Origin of the sequence: Pelomicrobium sp. (assembly GCF_036803785.1) — a bacterium.
Lineage (GTDB): Bacteria > Pseudomonadota > Gammaproteobacteria > Burkholderiales > UBA6910 > Pelomicrobium.
This window is the reverse complement of record NZ_DAIRTR010000231.1, coordinates 1-2,585: the sequence shown is the minus strand read 5'-3', so window position 1 is coordinate 2,585 and position 2,585 is coordinate 1. Positions and strand designations below refer to the sequence as shown.

Genomic DNA, 2,585 nt, shown 5'->3' with positions numbered 1-2,585 from the left:
CTGAAGCCTCGGGGGTTCGCCGGGGACCCGACATGGGTGCGCCGATCGATTTTTATTTTGACTACTCCTCGCCCTACGGTTATCTCGCCAGCTGCCGCATCGAGGCACTCGCCGCCAGGCACGATCGGGAAGTGATCTGGCACCCTATCCTCCTCGGCGCCGTCTTCAAGGTCACGGGCGGGCAGCCCCTTCCCACGATCCCCCTCAAAGGCGAGTATGTCCGCCGCGATACCCTGCGCTGCGCCCGCCATAACGGGATCCCTTTGAAGATCCCCTCCAAGTTCCCGGTGGCGACCCAGGCCCCCGCCCGGGCCACTTACTGGGTGTGGGACCGGGATCCGGCCCAGGCCAAGGCGCTGGCCGCGGCCCTGTTCCGCGCCTATTTCGTCGAAGACCAGGATATCTCCAGCCCGGAGGTGACCGTCCAGGTGGCCGCCACGGTAGGGCTCCCCGGCGAGACGCTGCGCGCGGTGCTGCAGGCACCCGCCGTGAAGGAGCGGCTGCGCGTCGAGACCGACGCCGCCCTCGCCCGGGGCGTGTTCGGCTCCCCCTTCTTCATCGTGGACGGGGAGCCCTTCTGGGGCGTGGACCGGATGGATCAGCTCGAGCGCTGGCTCGAAACCGGGGGGTGGTAAGGATCTTCTTGCACCGCGCCCCGTTCGCCCTTGGCGCCATAGCCCGAAGCCGGACCGACCATGAACCCCGCGAGCCTCAACTTCGATCTGGGTGAGACTATCGACCTGCTGCGCGAAAGCGTGCGCAGCTTTGCCGCCAAAGAGATTGCGCCCCGGGCGGCGGAGATCGACCGCTCCAATGAATTCCCCCGGGATTTATGGCCCAAGCTGGGCAAGTTGGGACTGCTCGGCATCACGGTCGAGGAGCAGTACGGCGGCGCGGGGTTGGGCTATCTGGCCCACGTGGTGGCCATGGAGGAGGTGAGCCGCGCGAGCGCCTCCGTGGGTCTCTCCTACGGGGCCCACTCCAATCTGTGCGTCAACCAGATCCGGCGTCACGGCAGTGAGGCGCAAAAGCAGCGCTACCTGCCCAAGCTCGTCTCCGGCGAGCACGTGGGGGCATTGGCCATGTCGGAATCCGGCGCCGGCTCCGACGTGGTGTCCATGCAGCTTAGGGCGGACAAGCGGGGCGAGTGCTACGTTCTTAACGGCACCAAGATGTGGATCACCAACGGGCCGGACGCGGACGTGGTAGTGGTCTACGCCAAGACGGATCCCGACGCCGGGGCGAAGGGCATCACCGCTTTCATCGTCGAGCGGGGCTTCAAGGGCTTTGCCACGGCCCAGAAACTGGACAAGCTGGGCATGCGCGGCTCCAACACCTGCGAGCTGGTGTTCCAGGATTGCGAGGTACCGGGGGACAATGTCCTCGGAGCAGTCAACGAAGGCATCGCCGTGCTCATGAGCGGGCTCGACTACGAGCGGCTGGTGCTGGCCGGCGGTCCGCTGGGAATTATGGCGGCTTGCCTGGACGTGGTGCTCCCCTACGTGCACGAACGCAAGCAATTCGGCCAGCCGATCGGTACGTTCCAGTTGATCCAAGGGAAGCTCGCCGACATGTACACCACCTTCAACGCCTGCCGCGCCTACGTCTACGCCGTGGCCAAGGCCTGCGACCGGGGAGAATTGAGCCGCAGGGATGCGGCCGGAGCTATCCTCTACGCCGCGGAACGGGCCACTTGGATGGCAGGGGAGGCGATCCAATGCCTCGGCGGTAACGGCTACATCAACGAGTATCCTGCAGCTCGCCTGTGGCGAGACGCTAAGCTCTACGAGATCGGGGCAGGCACTTCCGAGATCCGCCGCTGGCTCATCGGACGGGAGCTTTTTGCCAAGACCGGCTGACATGATGGCCATCCAGTCGAAGGTAGACCTGCGGAGCGAGGAATTTCGCACCAATGCCCAGGCGATGCGCGCCCTGGTGGAGGAGTTGCGCCGCAAGGTGCAGGAGGTGGCCCAGGGCGGTCCGGAGGAGGCCCGGCGCAGGCATCTCGCCCGGGGCAAGCGCCTCGTACGGGAGCGGATCGACGCCCTGATCGATCCGGGCACGCCGCTCCTGGAGCTGTCCCAGCTTGCCGCCTACGGCATGTACGGCAACGAAGTCCCTGCGGCGGGTATCGTCACCGCCATCGGGCGCGTGTGCGGGCAGGAATGCATGATCGTCGCGAACGATGCCACCGTGAAAGGGGGCACCTATTACCCCATCACCGTCAAGAAGCACCTGCGGGCCCAGGAAATCGCGTGGGAAAATCGCCTGCCCTGCCTCTACCTGGTGGATTCCGGGGGCGCTTATCTGCCGGCCCAGGACGAGGTATTCCCCGATCGGGACCATTTCGGGCGCATCTTCTACAACCAGGCACGCCTCTCGGCCCTGGGCATCCCCCAGATCGCGGTGGTGATGGGCTCCTGCACCGCGGGGGGCGCTTACGTGCCGGCCATGTCCGACGAGACCATCATCGTGAAAAACCAGGGCACCATCTTCCTCGGCGGCCCTCCCCTGGTGAAAGCCGCCACGGGAGAAGTGGTGAGCGCGGAGGAGCTGGGGGGCGGGGAGGTACACACCCGCATCTC

Annotated in this window: 3 protein-coding genes; all 3 read left to right on the top strand. The window is 66.1% G+C overall.

All coding sequences use genetic code 11. The features are described 5' to 3' along the window. A partial coding sequence (locus V7Q81_RS15640) for a 2-hydroxychromene-2-carboxylate isomerase (protein WP_333845183.1) occupies positions 1-635 on the top strand: 635 nt, incomplete at its 5' end. 60 nt (positions 636-695) lie between these two features. Continuing rightward, positions 696-1,859 carry an isovaleryl-CoA dehydrogenase gene (locus V7Q81_RS15635; protein ID WP_333845181.1) on the top strand — a complete coding sequence of 388 codons (1,164 nt, stop codon included), beginning with the start codon at positions 696-698 and terminating at the stop codon, positions 1,857-1,859. Position 1,860: 1 nt separating this feature from the next. Beyond that, a partial coding sequence (locus tag V7Q81_RS15630) for a carboxyl transferase domain-containing protein (protein ID WP_333845185.1) occupies positions 1,861-2,585 on the top strand: 725 nt, incomplete at its 3' end.

Excerpts from the sequence above, each read along its gene's own strand:
- V7Q81_RS15635 (WP_333845181.1), top strand. The coding sequence starts at position 696 with ATGAACCCCGCGAGCCTCAACTTCGATCTGGGTGAGACTATCGACCTG.